General features: G+C 71.4%; 15 protein-coding genes and 1 pseudogene. 13 read left to right on the top strand and 3 right to left on the bottom strand.

Annotated features, from left to right (window positions below):
* Positions 1-12: 12 nt before the first annotated feature.
* Positions 13-723, top strand: a complete 711-nt coding sequence (locus OG587_RS27615) for a TetR/AcrR family transcriptional regulator (RefSeq protein ID WP_329080225.1) — start codon at positions 13-15, stop codon at positions 721-723.
* 185 nt (positions 724-908) lie between these two features.
* Here the strand turns inward: OG587_RS27615 and OG587_RS27620 are convergent, their stop codons facing one another.
* On the bottom strand, positions 909-1,544 hold the full coding sequence (locus OG587_RS27620) for a TetR/AcrR family transcriptional regulator (protein WP_329080227.1): 636 nt from the start codon (positions 1,542-1,544) through the stop codon (positions 909-911).
* Between the two features lie 316 nt (positions 1,545-1,860).
* Between OG587_RS27620 and OG587_RS27625 the strand changes: the two genes are divergently transcribed.
* Both OG587_RS27625 and OG587_RS27630 read left to right on the top strand, forming a co-directional pair.
* Positions 1,861-2,421: a hypothetical protein gene (locus OG587_RS27625; protein ID WP_329080229.1), complete on the top strand. Its 561-nt coding sequence runs from the start codon at positions 1,861-1,863 to the stop codon at positions 2,419-2,421.
* Between the two features lie 138 nt (positions 2,422-2,559).
* Positions 2,560-3,252, top strand: a complete 693-nt coding sequence (locus OG587_RS27630; protein WP_329080231.1) for a carbon-nitrogen hydrolase family protein — start codon at positions 2,560-2,562, stop codon at positions 3,250-3,252.
* Positions 3,253-3,290: 38 nt separating this feature from the next.
* On the opposite strand, the gene OG587_RS27635 is transcribed toward OG587_RS27630, so the two are convergent.
* Complete coding sequence (locus tag OG587_RS27635) at positions 3,291-3,542, bottom strand: transposase (RefSeq protein ID WP_443075244.1); 252 nt, start codon at positions 3,540-3,542, stop codon at positions 3,291-3,293.
* An 84-nt stretch (positions 3,543-3,626) separates the two neighbouring features.
* On the opposite strand from OG587_RS27635, the pseudogene OG587_RS27640 reads away from it, so the two are divergent.
* The 5 genes and pseudogenes from OG587_RS27640 to katG form a co-directional block, all read left to right on the top strand.
* Positions 3,627-4,022: pseudogene (locus OG587_RS27640) on the top strand (ABC transporter ATP-binding protein); the annotation flags it as partial.
* Positions 4,023-4,287: 265 nt separating this feature from the next.
* Positions 4,288-4,773 (top strand): hypothetical protein, encoded by a 486-nt coding sequence (locus OG587_RS27645; protein ID WP_329080233.1) that lies wholly within the window; start codon positions 4,288-4,290, stop codon positions 4,771-4,773.
* Positions 4,770-5,078, top strand: a complete 309-nt coding sequence (locus OG587_RS27650; protein WP_329080235.1) for a transcriptional regulator — start codon at positions 4,770-4,772, stop codon at positions 5,076-5,078. The genes OG587_RS27645 and OG587_RS27650 overlap by 4 nt, the downstream gene beginning before the upstream one ends.
* Positions 5,079-5,268: 190 nt before the next feature.
* On the top strand, positions 5,269-5,706 hold the full coding sequence (locus OG587_RS27655) for a Fur family transcriptional regulator (RefSeq protein ID WP_329080237.1): 438 nt from the start codon (positions 5,269-5,271) through the stop codon (positions 5,704-5,706).
* 40 nt (positions 5,707-5,746) lie between these two features.
* A complete protein-coding gene (katG, locus tag OG587_RS27660) occupies positions 5,747-7,978 on the top strand; it encodes a catalase/peroxidase HPI (protein WP_329080238.1) in 2,232 nt (743 codons plus the stop codon).
* A 200-nt stretch (positions 7,979-8,178) separates the two neighbouring features.
* Here katG and OG587_RS27665 read toward each other — a convergent pair whose 3' ends face one another.
* Complete coding sequence (locus OG587_RS27665; RefSeq protein ID WP_329094036.1) at positions 8,179-10,713, bottom strand: ATP-binding protein; 2,535 nt, start codon at positions 10,711-10,713, stop codon at positions 8,179-8,181.
* Positions 10,714-10,862: 149 nt separating this feature from the next.
* Here OG587_RS27665 and OG587_RS27670 point away from each other — a divergent pair, with 149 nt between their 5' ends.
* From OG587_RS27670 to OG587_RS27690, 5 genes are read left to right on the top strand one after another with little or no spacing between them, the layout of a single operon-like run.
* A complete protein-coding gene (locus OG587_RS27670) occupies positions 10,863-11,048 on the top strand; it encodes a hypothetical protein (protein ID WP_329080240.1) in 186 nt (61 codons plus the stop codon).
* Positions 11,049-11,672 carry a MauE/DoxX family redox-associated membrane protein gene (locus tag OG587_RS27675; RefSeq protein WP_329080242.1) on the top strand — a complete coding sequence of 208 codons (624 nt, stop codon included), beginning with the start codon at positions 11,049-11,051 and terminating at the stop codon, positions 11,670-11,672. It begins immediately after the preceding gene.
* A complete protein-coding gene (locus OG587_RS27680; protein ID WP_329080244.1) occupies positions 11,581-12,150 on the top strand; it encodes a TlpA family protein disulfide reductase in 570 nt (189 codons plus the stop codon). Before OG587_RS27675 ends, OG587_RS27680 begins: the two co-directional genes overlap by 92 nt.
* Positions 12,151-12,163: 13 nt before the next feature.
* Positions 12,164-13,984, top strand: coding sequence for an ABC transporter ATP-binding protein (locus OG587_RS27685; RefSeq protein ID WP_329080245.1), 1,821 nt, complete (start codon positions 12,164-12,166; stop codon positions 13,982-13,984).
* Positions 13,981-14,511, top strand: coding sequence for a S26 family signal peptidase (locus OG587_RS27690; protein ID WP_329080247.1), 531 nt, complete (start codon positions 13,981-13,983; stop codon positions 14,509-14,511). The genes OG587_RS27685 and OG587_RS27690 overlap by 4 nt, the downstream gene beginning before the upstream one ends.
* Positions 14,512-14,546: the final 35 nt, after the last annotated feature.

Raw genomic sequence — 14,546 nt, forward strand, 5'->3', positions numbered from 1 at the left:
AGGATGTCAACCGTGCATGAGCAGACCCTGGGCAGACGGGCGCGGTTGCGGGTCCAAACCACCGCGGAGATCAAGGCCATCGCGCTCAGGCACCTGACCGAGGGCGGCCCGGACGCCGTGTCGTTACGCGCCATCGCCCGCGACATGGGGATGAGCGGCAGTGCCATCTACAGCTACTTCGAGACCAGAGACGCGTTGATCACCACTTTGATCAACGACATCTACACCTCACTGCTGGACCAGGTGGAAGCCGCCCGCGACGCCGTCCCGCCCGACGACATCGCCGGCCGGATCCTGGCCTGGGGGCAGTCTCTGCGCACATGGTCGCTGGCCAACCCGGAAGGATTCCGGCTGATCTACGGTGATCCGGTCGCCGGATACCACGCGCCCGACAACGGGCCCGCCCCTGAGGCCGCCAAGCGCGCCTGCCTGGGACTCACCGAACTCGTCGCCGCTTCCTGGCCGTACGCCAAGACCACGCAGTCACGCACCGACCACCAGTGGTCCGACTTCTCACCCGCGCTGGTGTCCATCGTGCGCGAGGAATTCCCCGACCTGCCCCCGGCCGCCCTCGCACTCGCCCTGCGCGTCTGGGGTCGCATGCACGGGCTGATCTCTCTCGAGGTCTACGGCCACCTCCGCCTCCAGACCGGGGACCCGGCCAAGCTCCACCACGCCGAGATGCTCGACCTGATCGCATCCCTGCACCTCGACGCAGACTGACTGACCGGGTCTGTCCAGTTAACCTGGACAGACCCACGGCTGTCGGGGGTGTGGGAAGGGTGAAGAGGACGGCCCTGCCGGGGGTGCCGGTACACGGGTACGGCAGAGCGAACTTCGACCTTCTCGGAAAGAGGATCCTTCTTCGATACCGACGTCCCACGTCACAAGATCAGCGACAGGGCCGGTCAACGTGTGGGTGCGTCGATGGCGTCTTCAGGCCCCGCCGGTCCGATGTCGTCGGCGGCGGCATGAACCCGCAGGAACCTCTCGACCCCGCGTAGGAAGGTCTCGCAGATCAGCGCCGGGTCGAATAGGCAGCCGGCGGCCATGGCGCCGTCGCGCATCATCACGAAGTGGCGGGCGGCGGGCTCGGCGTCCGTCTCCCGGATCTTGGCCAGCAGCTCCGTGACGGTTTCCAGGAACCATTGGCGGTGGGCGAGCACGGCCTTGCGCACCGGGGACTCGGGGGCGGGATACTCGGCGGCGGCGTTGAGGAAGGCGCATCCCCGGAAGCCGGGGGACTGGATGCCCTGGGCGATGGACGTGCTGAGGGCTTGGACGGTGTCGGCCGCCGGGAGTCCGGCGGCGACGGCCTCGTCCGCCTGGCTCCGCATGGCCCGGTCGACCTCGTCCAGGTAGGCGAGGACAAGGTCTTCCTTGCCGGGGAAGTGCCGGTAGAGGGTGGCCCGCGTCACCTGCGCTTCCGCGACGATGCGATCAATGCCGACGGCGTGGATGCCCTCCGCGTAGAAGAGCTGGGTGGCCGTGTTGAGTAGCCGGGATCGCGCTTCGGATGGCCGGCCCTCGGATTGGCTGCGCATGCCGCCATTCTAGTAGGTAGAACGTTCGGTCTTGACAGCTCTCACTGTAGATTGCCATGCTGTGTCGCGATAGAACGTTCTGTCTTGTAGGGGGAGTTGTTCCAGTGGCTCGTGTACGCAAGCCCGCACCGCCCCGATCGCGCCGGGCGACGAGCGCTACCTGGCGAAGCGGGTCAAAGCCCACACCGAAGAGGTGAACTCCTCGCCCGCTGTCATGGTCGGCCACGCCGACCCGGTCGCCCACCTGATCGAGAAGGCCGACCGCGGGACGCGTTGAACCGCTCTCCTCATTACTCATCCACTGAAAAGGGTCATCATGAGCACCATCACTGCTTCGCCCAATATCTCCGGGACCGCGTCCGTGCTGCGGCGGCTGTACTTCGTCCGGTTCGCGTTCGCCATCGTCTGGGCCCTCGTGATGTTCACGACCGCCTCGAAACTGGGTCCGGTCGCGGTCACCCTGCTCGTGCTCTACCCGCTGTTCGACATGGCCGCCGCTGTCGTCGACGCCCGCGCGTCACGCGCCACCGGATCACCCGCCCTGCTGTACGTGAACATCGCGGTCAGTCTGATCACCGCCATCGGCGTGGCCATCGCCTGCGCGTCCGGTATCCCGGCGGTGCTGCGCGTGTGGGGCGCCTGGGCGGTCGTGGCCGGGCTGCTCCAGCTGATCGTGGGTGTCACCCGCCGCAAGATGGGCGGCCAGTGGCCGATGATCATCAGCGGCGGCATCTCCGTACTCGCCGGTGCGTCGTTCGTCATGGGTGCCTCCGCGGAAAACCCGACGCTGATCAACGCGGCCGGCTACGCCATCCCCGGCGGCATCTTCTTCCTCATCTCGGCCTTCCGTCTTGGCCGCGCCGCGAAGGGAAACTGACATGGACGGCAACACTTAAGAGGCTCTGGCCCATTCCTGATGAAGGCATCACAGGTGGTGACGAGGGCACCTCCCGAGGACCCCGGGGGGCGGTGCCTGTTGACCATCGGGAATGATGTCCTTGTGCGTGGATCTTTGATGGTCGCTGTTGCCCAGCCCGCGTGTGTCGATCTGGATGTCGCCCTTAACGCCGGTCGCCAGGCCGGGGTGGTGCAGCGTGCGAGCGCGCGTCTGGTGGTCTTCCCGGAGCTGTCGCTGACTGGTTACGATCTTGCGGCTCCTGCTGTGGCTGTGGACGACTCACGGTTGGATCCGATCAGGGCCGCGTGTGGTAGCGCCGGCGCGATTGCGCTGGTGGGCGCTCCGGTGCGGGAAGACGATGGGCGTGAATACATCGCGACGCTCGCCGTCACGGGCGAGAGTACGACGGTGGCATATCGGAAGATGCACCTTCACGGTGAGGAAGTCCGCCGCTTCACTCCCGGCGAAAAGCCAGAGGTTCTGGAGATCGACGGATGGCGGCTGGGTCTGGCCATTTGTTTCGATGCCGCGGTGCCGCAGCACGCGGCCGACACCGCTGCATTGACCATCGACGCTTACGTGGCCAGCACCCTGTATGGGGCAGGGCAGGAACAGGCGACCCGCCGAGACGGGCACATGCGAGATCGGGCCGCCGCGCACGGCTTCTGGGTCGTCCTGTCCACCGCTGCCGGACCGAGCGGGGAGTACCGCGAGACATCCGGCGGCTCCGGGGTCTGGGCGCCGGATGGGGACGTGTTCATCCAGGCAGGCGCAGAGCCCGACGCCGTGGTGACTGCGACTCTCCACTGACCCATCACGGCGACGTCGGCAGGTGTGTACTCCTCGGGTCACCCGTAGTGGAGGACGCGGATACGGAGCAGGTCGAGGTTGGCGCGGCCGAACATCTGGCGCTTCAAAAATTTGATTTTGTTGACGATGCCCTCGACGGCGCCACTGCTGTAAGGCAGGGTCAGTCCGGCAGTCACCGCGGCGTGGTCACGGCGGAGTCCGCTGGCGAAGGATGCCAGGTGGGGCGAGTCTCCTGCGGTGGCGGCGGCGATCCACTCGTCCAGCAGGTGACCGTCGCGGTTGGTCATCATCCCGGGTGGTGCATGGCGGGCTGAGCGCCGCCGTCGTCTCCGCGAACGTAGTCGAGGTGACCGGCGACGACGGCGGAGGCGCGGGTGAGCGAGCTGTCCGGCGGTCAGCGGCAGCGGGCGTGGATCGCCATGGTGCTCGCCCAGCGGACGGGCACACTGCTGCTCGACGAGCCGACCACCTTCCTCGACATCGCCCACCAGTACGAGCTGCTGGAACTCTGCCACGAGCTGCACCGGGACGGCCGGACCGTCGTCGCCGTGCTCCACGACCTCAACCAGGCCGCCCGCTTCGCCTCCCACCTGGTCGTGATGAAGGACGGGCGGGTGGTCGCGCAGGGCCCGCCGCCGGAGGTCCTGACCTCGCGGCTCGTCGAGGACGTGTTCGGGCTGGCCTGCGACGTCGTGCCCGACCCGCGGACCCTCACCCCGATGGTGGTGCCGCACGCCCGTTTCCCCACAGGCCACCCCGAGCGCACCTGAGAACGTCCCCGGGCGTCACCTCGCGGAGCGAGCCGGTGCGGGTGCGGGGATCGGGGTGACCCGGCGTACGTCCGGTGCGCCGAGCGGGCGCGCCGGGAACCGCGCCCGCCCGCTCGGGCCCCGTGCCCGGCCCACAGCGGGGCAGGTCCCGGCGCCTCGCCTTCTCCGGGGGAGGGGCGACCCGTTCTGGTCGATTTTGGAAAGTACTTGACGATATGGAAAGAGGAAAGTACTTTCCAAATAGGAAAGAGCAGAGGAGCGGACCATGGACATCACCCCCGAAGAGGCCGCGCGGACGCTGGACCAGGTCCACGAGACGCGGCGCAGGGTCCTGCGCGCCGCGCCGCCGATGTTTCCCGCCTGGTATCCGGTGGCGGTCTGGGGCTTCGTCACCGGGATACAGTTCGTCACCGAGATCCCGTCCTTCCGATGGCTATGGGTCGCCGTGGTGGCCCTGTCGGCCTGCCTCGCCGTCGCCGTCCTCAAGTTCGTGAAAGACGTCAGGAACGCGAGCCTGCGCCCGCACCCCTCCGTGATGGACCCGTGGGCGTGGATCGGCTTCACCGGCTGGCTGGTCGCCACCGGTCTCGGGTCCGCCCTGCTGGCGTTGTGGCTCAAGGATCTGGACCTCGCCTACCCGCGTACCCTCATGGGTGTGATCATGACTGTGATCGTGGCGATCACCTCGCCCCTGCTGGCCCGGTGGATGTCCGGGCGGACCGCTCGCCGGGCGGAGACGGCGAAGCGATGACGCCGCGACTCGACCCGGCGATCCACGCGCCGACGCGGCTGCAGATCGTCTCGCTGCTCGCCGCCGCCGACGAGGCCGAGTTCGCCTTCGTTCGCGACAACCTGGGCATCAGCGACTCGGTGCTGTCCAAACACGCGAGCGCCCTGGAGGCGGCCGGCTACGTGAGGATCCGCAAGGGACACGTCGGCAAGCGCCCGAGGACGTGGTTCAGCCTCACCCGCGAGGGGCGCGCGGCCTACACCGGCCACGTCGCCGCGCTCCAGGCCATTGTCGCCCAGTCCGGCCTCTCGATCCTCCCCACCTGAGCGCGAAGGGCGAGCTCGCCGTACGACGAGGGGTCCCGCGGAGCTTCGCGCGAATCTGTGATGATCCGGATGCGAAGCGTCACCGATTCCCCGTCTGGGGAATCGGAATGGAGATCGCCTGGTGCGGCGCTATATTTGCATCGTTCGTTGTATTGGATAGTTCATGTTTATGGCGTTAGGGTTTGGCGCCATGAGCGCACCCAACACTCCGACCATCGCCGAGGAACTGCGCGGGGTGGGCCTGCGGGTGACGGCCGCCCGGGTGGCACTCATCGAGACCGTCCGGGACGGTAACCACCTCGGCGTCGAGGCGATCGCCTCCGGGGTGCGCGACCGCGTGGGCCATGTCTCTCTCCAGGCCGTGTACGAGGCCCTCCAGGCGCTCACCGCAGCCGGACTCGTACGTCGCATCGAACCGGCCGGCAGCCCGGCCCGGTTCGAGGGGCGCGTCGGGGACAACCACCACCACGTCGTGTGCCGGTCGTGCGGTCTCGTCGCCGACGTCGACTGCGTGGCCGGGGAGGCACCCTGCCTGACCGCGTCCGACGACCACGGCTTCTCGATCGACGAGGCCGAGGTCATCTACTGGGGCCTGTGCCCCGGCTGTTCCACCACTCGAAGTTCTTGAGCACGTGATCCCCTAATACAGAAGATCCAGAAGGATTTCCATGTCTGAGAACCATGATGCAATCGTCACGGACGCGAAGGCGGAGGGCGAAGGCGGCTGCCCGGTCGCGCACGAGCGCGCCCCGCACCCGACCCAGGGCGGCGGAAACCGCCAGTGGTGGTCGGAGCGGCTCAACCTGAGGATCCTCGCCAAGAACCCCGCCGTGGCCAACCCCCTCGGCGAGGAGTTCGACTACGCCGAGGCGTTCAAGACCCTGGACCTCGCGGCCGTGAAGCGGGACGTCGCGGAGGCGCTGACGACCTCCCAGGACTGGTGGCCGGCCGACTACGGCCACTACGGCCCGTTCATCATCCGGATGGCGTGGCACAGCGCGGGCACCTACCGGATCAGCGACGGCCGCGGCGGCGCCGGTGCCGGCCAGCAGCGCTTCGCCCCCCTCAACAGCTGGCCGGACAACGCGAACCTCGACAAGGCCCGCCGCCTGCTGTGGCCGGTCAAGAAGAAGTACGGCCAGGCGCTCTCGTGGGCCGACCTCATGATCCTCGCCGGCAACGTCGCCCTGGAATCGATGGGCTTTGAGACCTTCGGCTACGCCGGCGGCCGTGAGGACGTCTGGGAGCCCGAGGAGGACGTCTACTGGGGTCCGGAGACCACCTGGCTCGACGACCAGCGCTACACCGGCGACCGCGAGCTCGAAAGCCCCCTCGGCGCGGTCCAGATGGGTCTCATCTACGTCAACCCCGAGGGCCCGAACGGCAACCCGGACCCGCTCGCCGCGGCCCGCGACATCCGTGAGACGTTCCGCCGGATGGCGATGAACGACGAGGAGACGGTCGCCCTGATCGCGGGCGGTCACACCTTCGGCAAGACCCACGGCGCGGGCCCGGCCGACCACGTCGGCGCCGACCCGGAGGCCGCCTCGATCGAGGAGCAGGGTCTCGGCTGGAACAACACCTACGGCACCGGCAAGGGCGGCGACACGATCACCAGCGGTCTCGAGGGTGCGTGGACGAACACCCCGGTGACGTGGGACAACAGCTTCTTCGAGATCCTGTACGGCTACGAGTGGGAGCTGAGTAAGAGCCCCGCCGGCGCGCACCAGTGGAAGCCGAAGGACGGCGCCGGGGCCGGCACCGTCCCCGACGCCCACGACCCGTTGACGAGCCACGCCCCGACGATGCTGACGACCGACCTCGCGCTGCGCGTGGACGCGGTCTACAACCAGATCTCGCGGCGCTTCCTGGAGAACCCCGCCGAGTTCGCGGATGCCTTCGCCCGAGCGTGGTTCAAGCTGACCCACCGCGACATGGGCCCGGTCGTGCGCTACCTCGGCCCGGAGGTCCCGGCCGAGACGCTGCTGTGGCAGGACCCCCTCCCGGCGGTGACGCACGAGCTCGTCGACGCTGAGGACGTCGCCTTCCTCAAGAGCCGTATCCTCGCCTCGGGCCTGCCGGTGTCCCAGCTCGTGTCCGCCGCGTGGGCGTCGGCCTCGTCCTTCCGCGGCAGCGACAAGCGCGGCGGCGCCAACGGTGCGCGCGTCCGCCTCGAGCCGCAGAGCGGGTGGGAGGTCAACGACCCCGACCGGCTGGCCACGGTGCTGCGCACCCTGCGGGAGATCCAGGAGGCCTTCAATGCCGCCAGGACCGGCGGCAAGCAGGTCTCGCTCGCCGACCTGATCGTGCTCGCAGGTGGCGCGGCCGTCGAGAAGGCCGCCAAGGACGCCGGCGTCGACGTAGAGGTCCCCTTCACTCCGGGCCGCGTGGACGCGTCGCAGGAGCAGACCGACGTGGAGTCGTTCGCCGCGCTCGAACCGGCCGCCGACGGGTTCCGCAACTACCTCGGGAAGGGCAACCGGCTGCGGGCCGAGTACCTGCTGATCGACCGGGCGAACCTGCTGACCCTGAGCGCCCCCGAGATGACGGTCCTCGTCGGTGGTCTCCGCGTCCTGGGCGCGAACCACGGGCAGTCGCCGCTCGGCGTCCTCACCGCGACCCCCGAGACCCTGACCAACGACTTCTTCGTCAACCTGCTCGACCTGGGCACGAGGTGGAAGGAGACGTCCGAGGACGCGAACACGTTCGAGGGCCGCGACCTCGCCACGGGCGAGGTCAGGTGGACCGGCAGCCGGGCCGACCTCGTCTTCGGCTCGAACTCCGAGCTGCGCGCGCTCGCGGAGGTCTACGCGAGCGACGACGCGAAGGAGAAGTTCGTGAACGACTTCGTCGCGGCGTGGGTCAAGGTGATGAACCTCGACCGGTTCGACCTCGTCTGATCGGCACGTCCGGGCCGGCCCGCACGGGCCGGCCCGCACGGGCCGGCCCGGACATGCTCGGTCCGGGGGATCCCGGCATCGTCCGCCCGCAGCGCGACGTCGAGAGGGTCGAGGCTGAGCGGGGGCGGCCCGGTGGGCATGCCCGCGCGGGGAGAGCGTGCCGTACGGGGAACGCCGCCGGCCCGCGTCGCCGCCGTCCCTCAGGGCGGCGTGGTGTCGCCGAGGGTCCCGAGGCGCGTCGCGAGCTCGTCCGCGGCCGGTATCCCCAGCTCCCGGTAGATCCGATGGGCACTCTCCAGCAGCTCCCTCGCGTCGGGTGCGCCCGCCCGCTCGGCCGCCGACGCGAGCGCGACGAGTGTACGCGCCCGCAGGGCCGGCACCTGGTTGTCGGTCCAGTAGCGCAGGGAGCGGTGGAGAAGGTCGGCGGCCCCTTCGGCGTCGCGGTTGAGTTCCACCTCGCCGAGGCTCAGCTCGGTGAGGGCCAGCCCCCAGCTGTGCCCCTGCTCACGGAACAGCGCCGCCGCGCCACCCAGCACCCGTTCGGCCTCGGCCCGTTTGTGCGGCTCGTGCGCGAGTGCCTCGCCGAGCACCCGCAGGCTCTGGGCGGTGCCGATCAGATCACCGATCTGATCGAAGAGCGTGACGGATCGCCGGGCCGCCCGCTGCGCCTCCTGGACCCGCCCCTGGACCAGGAACGCCCCGGCGATGCCTCGCGAGCTGCAGGCCTGGGCGAACCGGTCACCGCACGATCGGGCGATGAGCGACGCCGCGCGAAGGACGGTGACGGCCTCGGCGCCGTCACCGCGCTGCCGCAGCACGAACCCGAGGTTGGTGAGGGCGACGGCCTCGGCGGACCGCTGTCCGGTGAGCCGCAGCTCCCGCACCGCGGCGCGTATCTCCGCCTCGGCCTCGTCGAGCCGGCCGATCAGCCCCAGGGTGAAACCGATGTACCGGCGGGTCAGCGCGGCCCCGGCCGGATCGCCGGCCCTTTCCGCCAGCACGTGGGCGGCGTGCAGCATGGACAGGCCCTCGTCCATGTCGTCGAGCTCGACCAGGCAGTTGCCGAGCCCTCGGAGCATCGCCGCCTCGCCGAGGCGATCGCCGGCCTGCCGGCAGGCGGCCAGCGCCGTCTCCAGGATCCGCCGCAGGTCGTCGTAGTACCCCTGGAAGTCGTAGAAGTCGGCGCCGCAGCCGGCCAGGCGGCGCGTCGTCGTCGCCAGGCCCGCCTCGGCGCACGCCTGGACCATCGCCGCGATGCTCTCCCGTTCGGCCTCGAACCATTCGAGGGGCCGGTGGGCGGCGACGGTGGCCGCGCGCGGGTCGGCGGCGGCCTCGGGCCCGCTCCTGTCGTCAAGGTAGAACCGGTCGCTGTGCAGGCTGTCCCGGGCCTGCCGGGCGAGGGCCAGCCAGCCGCCGGCGGCCCTGTCCAGCGCGGCGGCCCATTCGGACCGGCCGACCTCGGCCTCCCGGCGCTCGCGCGCGTACAGCTGGGTGACCGCGTGAAACCGGTAGCGCGCCTGGCCCGCCCGGTCGGGGCCGAGGTCGTCGAGCAGCCGGGCGTCGAGCAGCTCCTCCAGCGCGGCGGCCCCCGCGGCCGGCCCGGCGTCCAGCAGCGCGGCCACCGGCCACTCGGGAAACGAGGGGACGTCCAGCCCGCCGAGCAGCGCGAACACCCGGGCGGTGGCCGGGGTGAGCTCCCGGTAGGCGAGCTGCAGCCCGGGACGCACCGCGAGGTCGCCGTGCCGCAGCTCGTCGAGCCGGTGGCGCTCGTCGGTCAGCCGTTCCGTGAGCGCGCCGATCGCCCAGTGCGGCCGCGCGGCCAGCCGGGCCGCGATGATCCGGACCGCCAGCGGCAGCCCGCCGCACACCGTGACCAGCTCGGTGGCGGCCGCGGGCTCGGCGCGCACCCGTTCCGCGCCGGCCACCCGGGCGAGCAGGTCGACGGCCGCCGTGTCGGGCAGCGGGCGCAGGTCGATGGCCGTCACCCCGGGGAGCCCGGTCAGCGGCAGCCGGCTCGTCACGATCATCGCGACGCCCTCGGCGGGCAGCAGCGGTTCCACCTGGCGGTATCCGGCGGCGTCGTCGAGGACGATGAGCACCCGCCGTCCCGCCAGCCGGATCCGGAGCAGGCCCGCGCGGGCGTCCACCCCGGCGGGCAGGGCCGATCCGTCCACACCGAGCATCCGCAGCAGCTGGGCCAGTGTCTCGGCCGGATCGGCGGGGTCGCCGGTGGCGCCGCGCAGCCTCGCGTACAACTGCCCGTCGGGGAACAGCGGCGCGAGCCGGTGGCCGGCGTGTATCGCCAGGGCCGTCTTGCCGACACCGGGCGGGCCGGAGGCCACCACCAGTTTCGCGCCGCCGGCGCCCGGGTCGAGCACCTTGTGGGCCAGCGCGAGCTCGTCGCCGCGGCCGACGAAGTCGGGGAGATCGGCGGGCAGTCGCCAGGGCGGCGGATCGACGGCGCGGACGCTCCCGTCCGGCGGGCCGCCGGGGCCGGGCCGTCCGGCGCGTCCGGCCCAGAAGAGTGCGTGCCCGGCGCCGGTGAACTCCGCCCGCTCGTCTCCGGTCAGCTCCAGCGCCGTCGCGAGCCGCTCGACCGTCCGTGGCCGGGGGGTGCGCCCGGGGTCCCGTTCCATCTCGCGGATCGAGCGGGAGCTGAGACCGGCCCGCTCGGCGAGCGTCTCCTGGGTGAGACGGCGGTGTAGTCGATGACGACGGAGCAGCGTTCCGAACACGTTTCTCAAGAGCGGCCCCCTTGATCCCCCCCGGCAGCGTACCGGACGTCCGGTGCAACGTCCGGTACAAGATCCTGGTCGATTGGTTAACTCCGGGTTTCGATGGTTTTGTCGGTCCGCATCCGGCGGCCGGCCCGGAGGAGGACACCATGACCCGTACGCTCACCGCCCTCGCCGACCGCATGGTCGACGGCCTCGTTCCCAAGGCGACCGCGCACGCCGCCGCGGCCTGCTACAGCGTCTCCTGCTACTGCGTGGGAATAGAGCTGTACAAGAAGACCTGCTGTGACTTCCAGGACTGTGGCCCCTGCAGGTACCACAGTCGTGCGTGCTGAATGGCGCATCTGATACCGGCATGTCAGGGCCTGCTCGCGGTGGTCTTCCTCGTCTCCGCGGCGAGCAAACTGCGTAGCGGGCAGGCCCTGCGCGCCTTCGCCACCTCCCTGGTCTCGATGCTCGCGGTCCGTGGCGATCGCGCCCTGCCGATCGCGATCACGCTCACCGCGGCGGAGGCGGTCGTGGTGGTGCTGCTGGCGGTCCCGCCCACCCGGGACGCCGGCTTCGCCGCGGCCACCGCGCTGCTCGTCGTCCTCACCTCGGGGGTGGCGGTGGTACTCGCCCGGGGCGGCGCCGAACCGTGCCGCTGCTTCGGCGCCTCGTCCACCCCGCTGTCCGGCCGGCACCTGATCCGCAACCTCCTGCTCACCGCCGTCGCGCTGGCCGGGCTCATCGGACCGGACGACCGGCACCCATCGCCGTGGTCCGTCGCCGTCCTGCTCGCGGGAGGCCTCGCCGGCCTGCTGGTCACCCTGCTGGACGACCTCGTCGCACTCTTCGCACCCGCTCCCACCTCCCTGAGGAGACCTGATGGCGTACGCAGCCGCGGCCGCGGTCCTGCTCGGACTGCTGGTCGTGACCAATCTGATACTGACCGTCGGCGTCATACGCCGGCTTCGTGAGCACACCGCCGAACTCGCCACCCTGCGCGGCGGCGGCTCCGGCGGCGTCGACGTCGACGTCGCGATGCCGGCGGGGTCGTCGGTGGGCGGATTCGACGCCACCAGCGTGGCGGATCTGCCGGTCGGCCTCGCGACGCTCGGCGAGCGCCCGCTGGCCGGCTTCTTCTCCCCGCACTGCCAGCCGTGCAAGGAGAGACTGCCCTCCTTCGTCGAATACGCCGCGACCCGGCCCGGAGGGCGCGACGCCGTGCTGGCCGTGGCCGTCGGCACCCGGGAGGAGACCGCGGCACTGGTCGAGCTTCTGCGGCCGGTCGCCACCGTCGTGGTGGAACCCGATCGAGGCCCGGTGCAGCGGGCGTTCGGGATCAGCGGCTTCCCGGCGTTCGTCCTCGTCGAGGAGGGCGTGGTGTCCGCGTCCGGCTACGACCTCACCCCCGTCCTCGACCGCGACGCCGTGGCCCTCCCGGCCACCGGCTGATCTCGCCGCGCCGATGTCACTCCGTGCGGCCGGGCGAGCGCTCTCGCTGGCCCGGCAGGCCGCCCCGGCGCAGATCGCCGCGTATCTGGCGGTGACGCTGCTGGGCGGGCTCGCGCCGCCCTCGGCCGCCTGGCTGACCAAAATCGTGATCGACCGGCTTGTGGCCGGGCCGGTACGGTGGCCCGGCCTGCTGGGGCCGACCGTCGCGCTGGGTGCCGTCGGGGTGGCCGCCGCGCTGACACCGCACGCCATCCGCTACCTGCGGGCCGAGAGCGACCGGCGGATCTACCTGCTCGCCACCTCGCGCCTGTACGCCTCGGTGGACCGCTTCGTGGGGCTGCGCCGCTTCGAGGACCCGGTTTTCCTGGACCGTCTCCAGATCGCCAGGTCCAGCGGGGCCGGCAGCCCGGGAATGGTGGTGGACGGCGGGCTGGGGGTCCTCCAGGCACTGCTCACGATCACCGGTTTCGCCGGTTCCCTGCTCCTGCTCGGGCCCTGGGTGGCGGTGGCGGTCCTGCTCGCCGCCGTACCGGCCCTGCTGGCCGAGCTGGCGCTGAGCAGGCGCCGGGCGGCGATGATGGTCGAGACCGGGCAGGCCGAGCGGCGGGAGCTGTTCTACTCCGGTCTGCTGACCAGCCCGCAGGCGGCCAAGGAGCTGCGCCTGTTCGGCGCCGGGCCGTACCTGTGGCAGCGCATGGCCACGGAGATCCGCGCGATCCAGGGCGCGCACCGCCGGATCGACCGGCGGGAGCTGAGGTTCCAGGGCGGGCTGGCGGTGCTCGGCGCCGCGGTGGCGGCCGGCCTGCTGCTGTGGACGGTACGCGCCGCGGCCGAGGGCACCCTCACCGTCGGCGACGTGGTGCTCGTCGTCGCCGCGGCCGGTTCGGTGCAGGGCGCCCTCGCCGCGCTGGTGACCGAGGTCGTGTCCGTGCACCAGGCGCTGCTGCTCTTCGGTCACTACCTGGCCGTCGTTGACGCCGGGCCGGAGCTGCCCGTCCGAGACAGGCCCCTGCCGGTGACGTCCCTGCGGGGCGGGATCGAGCTGCGCGACGTGTGGTTCCGCTACGCCGACGACCAGCCGTGGGTGTTGCGCGGGGTGAACCTGACACTTCTCGCGGGGCGCTCGACCGCCCTGGTCGGGCTCAACGGAGCCGGGAAGAGCACGCTGATAAAGCTGCTGTGCCGGCTCTACGATCCGACGCGCGGGGCGGTGCTCTGGGACGGCGTCGACCTGCGCGACCTCGACCCCGCGGAGCTGAGACGCCGGATCCGGGCCGTCTTCCAGGACGCGACCTGCTATGACCTCACGGCGCGGGAGAACATCGCCATCGGCGACCTGACCGCCCTGCGAGACGACGCCCGGATCGAGGGCGCGGCGGGCCGAGCCGGCGTGCACGACGTCCTGGCCGCTCTCCCGCGCGGCTACGAGACGCTGCTGACCCGGATCTTCTTCTCCGAGGCCGACCGCGCCGACCCCGACACCGGGGTGGTCCTCTCCGGCGGGCAGTGGCAGCGGCTGGCGATAGCCCGGGGCCTGGTGCTCGACCGGCCCGACCTGCTCGTCCTCGACGAGCCGAGCTCCGCCCTGGACGCCGAGGCCGAGCACGAGGTGCATGCCCGGCTCCGCGAGCACCGGCGCGGGCTGGCCGGCGTGCTGGTCTCCCACCGGCTGGGCGTCGTGCGCGAGGCCGATCTGATCGTCGTGCTGTCCGACGGGCGGATCGCCGAACGAGGCACGCACGACGAGCTGATGGCGCTCGGCGGCGCGTACGCCCGGCTCTTCGAGCTGCAGGCGGCCGGTTACCGCCCCTCGACGCCGGAGGGGGTCGGGTGAGCGCCGCCCTGGTCGCCGCTCTGACCGGTGCCGGCGCGGTGCTGGTGCTCGCCGTCGTGGCCGCGGCCGTCCTGCTCCGCGGGTGTCTCGTCGTGCTGTCGGTCAGCGGGCCGAGCATGACACCGGCGCTACGCCCCGGAGACCGGGTGCTGGTCCGCCGGATGCCGGGGGAGCGGCTGCGCAACGGTGACATCGTGGTCGTCGAGGAACCGGGCCCCTGCCGGCCGGGCGATCCGACCGGGGCCGGAGGCTCCCGGTGGGTGGTCAAGCGGGTCGCCGCGGTGCCGGGCGATCCGGAGCCGGCGTGCCTGCCCTCCTGGGCTCGGAAGCCCACCGGTGTCGTCCCGCCCCGGCACATCGTGCTCCTCGGCGACAACGCCGAGGCGAGCAGGGACTCCCGGCACTTCGGCGCCGTCCGGGCGGATCGGGTGCTCGGCGTCATCCTGCTCAGGTTCGGCGGAGGGCCCGCGGCCGGATCCGGTCCCCGCCGGCGCGCCGACCGGGCAGGGCGGAGCGCGGAGCCGTGAGGACTTTCCGTACGTTCGTCGTGGACGCTGTGGAC

This window comes from Streptosporangium sp. NBC_01469 (genome assembly GCF_036227305.1).
Lineage (GTDB): Bacteria > Actinomycetota > Actinomycetes > Streptosporangiales > Streptosporangiaceae > Streptosporangium.

Bases quoted from the DNA above. Each gene is read 5' to 3' on its own strand.
- OG587_RS27620 (WP_329080227.1), bottom strand. From the start codon at position 1,544: ATGCGCAGCCAATCCGAGGGCCGGCCATCCGAAGCGCGATCCCGGCTA.
- OG587_RS27625 (WP_329080229.1), top strand. From the start codon at position 1,861: ATGAGCACCATCACTGCTTCGCCCAATATCTCCGGGACCGCGTCCGTG.
- OG587_RS27630 (WP_329080231.1), top strand. From the start codon at position 2,560: ATGGTCGCTGTTGCCCAGCCCGCGTGTGTCGATCTGGATGTCGCCCTT.
- OG587_RS27635 (WP_443075244.1), bottom strand. From the start codon at position 3,542: ATGATGACCAACCGCGACGGTCACCTGCTGGACGAGTGGATCGCCGCC.
- OG587_RS27645 (WP_329080233.1), top strand. From the start codon at position 4,288: ATGGACATCACCCCCGAAGAGGCCGCGCGGACGCTGGACCAGGTCCAC.
- OG587_RS27650 (WP_329080235.1), top strand. From the start codon at position 4,770: ATGACGCCGCGACTCGACCCGGCGATCCACGCGCCGACGCGGCTGCAG.
- OG587_RS27655 (WP_329080237.1), top strand. From the start codon at position 5,269: ATGAGCGCACCCAACACTCCGACCATCGCCGAGGAACTGCGCGGGGTG.
- katG (WP_329080238.1), top strand. From the start codon at position 5,747: ATGTCTGAGAACCATGATGCAATCGTCACGGACGCGAAGGCGGAGGGC.
- OG587_RS27670 (WP_329080240.1), top strand. From the start codon at position 10,863: ATGACCCGTACGCTCACCGCCCTCGCCGACCGCATGGTCGACGGCCTC.
- OG587_RS27675 (WP_329080242.1), top strand. From the start codon at position 11,049: ATGGCGCATCTGATACCGGCATGTCAGGGCCTGCTCGCGGTGGTCTTC.
- OG587_RS27680 (WP_329080244.1), top strand. From the start codon at position 11,581: ATGGCGTACGCAGCCGCGGCCGCGGTCCTGCTCGGACTGCTGGTCGTG.
- OG587_RS27685 (WP_329080245.1), top strand. From the start codon at position 12,164: ATGTCACTCCGTGCGGCCGGGCGAGCGCTCTCGCTGGCCCGGCAGGCC.